This is a genomic window from Intestinibacter sp., from assembly GCF_022780145.1.
In the GTDB taxonomy this organism is placed as follows: domain Bacteria; phylum Bacillota; class Clostridia; order Peptostreptococcales; family Peptostreptococcaceae; genus Intestinibacter.
Genome location: NZ_JALEXO010000258.1, coordinates 1 through 4,266 on the forward strand (window position 1 = coordinate 1; position 4,266 = coordinate 4,266).

The 4,266-nt window shown below is 33.0% G+C and carries 5 protein-coding genes; all 5 read left to right on the forward strand.

From position 1 onward, the window contains the following. Positions 1-117 precede the first annotated feature (117 nt). Complete coding sequence (locus MR593_RS09625) at positions 118-885, forward strand: class I SAM-dependent methyltransferase (RefSeq protein ID WP_290692287.1); 768 nt, start codon at positions 118-120, stop codon at positions 883-885. 56 nt (positions 886-941) lie between these two features. Then, complete coding sequence (locus MR593_RS09630) at positions 942-1,676, forward strand: class I SAM-dependent methyltransferase (RefSeq protein ID WP_290692289.1); 735 nt, start codon at positions 942-944, stop codon at positions 1,674-1,676. A gap of 128 nt (positions 1,677-1,804) precedes the next feature. Further along, positions 1,805-2,746, forward strand: coding sequence for a nickel ABC transporter permease (gene nikB, locus MR593_RS09635; RefSeq protein ID WP_290692291.1), 942 nt, complete (start codon positions 1,805-1,807; stop codon positions 2,744-2,746). After that, positions 2,746-3,591 carry a nickel transporter permease gene (gene nikC / locus MR593_RS09640; protein ID WP_290692293.1) on the forward strand — a complete coding sequence of 282 codons (846 nt, stop codon included), beginning with the start codon at positions 2,746-2,748 and terminating at the stop codon, positions 3,589-3,591. Before nikB ends, nikC begins: the two co-directional genes overlap by 1 nt. A gap of 14 nt (positions 3,592-3,605) precedes the next feature. Further along, positions 3,606-4,266, forward strand: a 661-nt coding sequence (locus MR593_RS09645; protein WP_290692295.1) for an ABC transporter substrate-binding protein, incomplete at its 3' end; no start/stop codon positions are given.

Sequence of the window (4,266 nt, forward strand, 5' to 3'; positions counted from 1 at the left end):
TAAATTATTTAAATAAACAAAGAATTAACATTGTCACGAAGATAATAGTGCTAAAGATCGCACGTTGTTTTTGTGACATTTTTTATTTTACAAAGAAATTTAGGGGTGGGAAAGAATATGAAGATGAATCAATTTTTAAAGGAAAACGAAAAATATTGGACAAATAGAGCTGAAGGTTACTGCCAAGTAAATATAGATGAATTAAAAAGTAATAAAAAGCTTGAATGGATAGATATAATAAAATCTAATGCGCCAACTTTTGCAGGGGACAGAAGATTAAAGGTATTAGATATAGGATGTGGACCAGGATTTTTCTCTATAATATTAGCATCAGCAGGATACGATGTAACTGCTGTAGATTATACAGAAGAAATGTTAAACAAAGCAAAACAAAATGCTGGTAGCTTAGTTGATAAGATAAAATTTAGAAGAATGGATGCTCATAACTTAGAATTCGATGAAGGACAATTTGATTTAATAGTTACTAGAAACCTTACTTGGAACTTAAAGGATCCAGAAAGAGCATATAATAGCTGGTACAAGGTTTTAAGAAACGGCGGAAAAATGATAAATTTCGATGCTAACTGGTATTTACATCTTTTCGATGAAGAAAAGAGAAGAGAATACGAAAACGACAGAAAAAATGTAGAGCTTTCAGGAATGGACGACCACTACACATGTACAGATATAGATTCTATGGAGGAAATAGCTAGACAGCTTCCATTAAGCAAAATCCAAAGACCTGTTTGGGATAGAATGGTTTTAAATAAAATAGGATTTAAAAATATAGAAATAGATCAAAACATCTGGACAAAAACATGGAATGAAGAAGAAAAATTAAACTACGGTTCAACTCCAATGTTTATGATAATAGCTGAAAAATAAATCGATTTATATTAAAATATAAAAGTAAAATTAAGGTAGTATAGGGGAGATTTAAAGTGAATTTAGAAGACAGAATAGAAAGTTACTGGTCAAAAAGAAGTGACAAATTTTATGATTTACGTGTAGAAGAATTAAACAGCGACAAGAGAAAATTATGGGAAGATGAGATAATATCAAATTTACCTGACAAAGAAAATTTAAAAATACTAGATGTAGGATGTGGACCAGGGTTTTTCTCAGTGATATTGGCATCTTTAGGGCATAAGGTAGTAGGAATTGATTTAACTAAATCAATGATAGAGAAAGCAGATCAAATTGCAAATATGTTGGATTACGACATAGATTTTAGAGTTATGAATGCTCAAGAATTAGATTTTGATGATGAAGAGTTCGATGTAGTTATTTCTAGAAACTTGACATGGACACTTCCAGATATAGAAAAAGCATATAGGGAATGGTATAGAGTTCTTAAAAAGGACGGAGTGCTTTTAAATTTCGATGCTGACTACGGCAAGGTTTCTTTTAGAGAGGAAGCGAAAACTTTAGGTGAAGATCATGCACATTCTAAAATAGAGGTTGATTTAATGGAGGAATGTGATAATATAAAGGAAGAATTAGACATAAGCAAGAGACAAAGACCTATTTGGGATAAAGAATATTTAAAACAAATTGGATTTGAATCATGTAAAACTGACTACAAAGTCAGTGAAAGAATTTACAAGGTGAAGGATGATTTTTATAATCCAACACCTATGTTCAAGGTTTGTGCAGTCAAAATGGCAAGCGTATAAAATTGAATATTTATTATTTTAAGTGGAATTATGAAAGTTTCGTTGAAAATTGTTAAGAAAAACAGTTTATTATGGGGCTTTCATAATTTTCTTGTTTACGAAAAATTATTTAGAAAGAGGGGATTTTTTTGGGAAAGTATATAAAAAAAAGGCTATTAAATCTAATACCAATATTGCTCGGTATTTCTTTTTTATCATTTTTGCTTATGTATTTATCGCCAAGTGATCCAGCAGAGCTAATGTTAAAAGCGAGTGGAGGTGTAGTTACACAACAAGAGGTAAATAGTCTTAGAGAGAGTTTAGGACTTAATGAACCTTTTTTAAAGCAATATTTTAACTGGCTAATAGGATGTTTACACGGTGATTTTGGAAATTCATATATCACAAACAAGCCAGTTGCAGAAACTCTATTAAATGCTGTACTTCCAACTGTGGAGCTTGCAGTGAGTTCATTGTTGTTTACACTGATTATATCAATTCCTCTTGGAATTTTATCTGCGGTGAAGAGAAATAAAATAGCAGATTATATTATCAGAATCCTATCTTTTATAGGTTCTGCAGTGCCTGGTTTCTTTTTAGCTTTAATACTTATTTATATATTCTCTATAAAGTTGAAAATATTGCCTGCATATGGAGACAAACAAGCATCTTCTATTATAATGCCGACTATAACTCTAGGTCTCGGGATGACCTGCAAGTATATCAGACAAATTAGAGCGGCTATATTAGAGGAGCTCGAAAAGCCTTACGTAATCGGGGCGAGATCGAGGGGAATAAAGGAAAATACGATAGTATATGTAAATGTTTTAAAAAATGCTATGCTAACTATTTCGACATTGATAGGCCTTTCGTTTGGCTCACTTCTAGGTGGGACATGTATAGTTGAGACGATTTTTATGTGGCCTGGACTTGGAAAGCTATCTATAGAGGCGATTACTAAGAGAGATTATTTATTACTTCAGGGATATGTTGTTTGGATTGCGGTTGCATTCGTGGTTATAAATTTGATTACAGATATAGTTTATAGATTTATCGACCCTAGAATAAAATCAAGTCAGGAGGAAGGCTAATGGAAAATTCATTAAAGAAAGTCAGAAGAATAGGTAACACAAAGCTGAACTTGATTATATCAGTTGTACTTACAGCGATACTTTTAGCTATATGTATCATAGCTCCTTATGTAGTTCCGTATGACCCTAATGCACAGGATTTATCGATATCGCTTAGTGCTCCAAGCAGCGCTCATTTATTTGGGACAGATAAATTTGGAAGGGATGTATTTTCTAGGGTTTTATGTGGAGGCGCTCCATCTATATTCGGTTCGATAATTATAGTAATCATTGTAACTGTAATAGGTGTTGCATTTGGAGTAGCAGCAGGTTATTTTGGAGGAAGGGTAGATTCCTTTATATCTAAAATAACTGATATTTTTCTGGCATTTCCAGGAATGGTACTCGCAGTAGCTATAGCTGGGATGCTCGGAATAGGTATTGTAAATGCTATCATAGCACTTGTAGCAGTGAGATGGACTAAATTCGCTAGGCTGGCTAGAAGTAAGACAATTTCTATTAAAGAAAATACATTTATACAAGCGTGCAAGGTATCTGGATTATCAGATTTTAATATTATAGTCAAACATATAATTCCAAATATTATGGGAGAAATAATGATAACTGTAATGCTAGATGTAGGTGTTACAATGCTCGAATTGGCGGGATTGTCGTTTTTAGGTTTAGGAGTAGCTCCACCTACAGCAGAATGGGGATATATGTTAAATGAAGGTAGAAGTTATTTGCAAACTTGTCCGTGGATAGTTTTATATCCAGGCTGTGCAATTATAATAACTGTTATGATTTTAAATTATCTCGGCGATAGTATAAGAGATTTTTTAGATCCAAGATACAAAGAAATTTAAGGAGGAAGTCTAAAATGAAGTTAAAGAAAACAGTAGCACTTTTACTATCAGCAGTATTATCAGTTGGAATATTTACTGGCTGTAGTAATTCTTCAGATTCGAAGGAATCAGGAAAGGAATTAGTTTATGGAACAGGGGTATATGCTACGACTGGATCTCTAGACCCAGCCGAAGCTAGTTATAATGGCTGGTTTACTCTTCGCTATGGCATAGGGGAGACATTATTTAAAGTCAACGATGACAGTACAATAGAACCATGGCTAGTTAAAGAGTATAAAACAGTAGATGATACAACTTGGGAAATCGTAATAAAAGATGGTATAACTTTTTCAAATGGAAAAGAGTTGGATGCAGAGGCAGCAAAAGCATCAATTCAGAGAGTTTTAGATAATAAAGATGTTAGTGCAGGACAAGCTCTATCTGTAGAATCAATGAAAGCTGATGGACAAACACTTACTATAAAAACCACTAAACCAAATCCAGCTTTAATAAATCAATTATGTGATCCAGACTTAGTTATATTAGATGTAGATTCTGAAGATATGAAAACTAAACCTGTAGGAACTGGTCCATTTGTAGTCGAATCATTTGACGAAAAGCAATGTGTAGTCGATAAAAATGAAAATTACTGGGATGGAGATGTGAAGCTAGACAAGGTAACAGTTGAATATATAG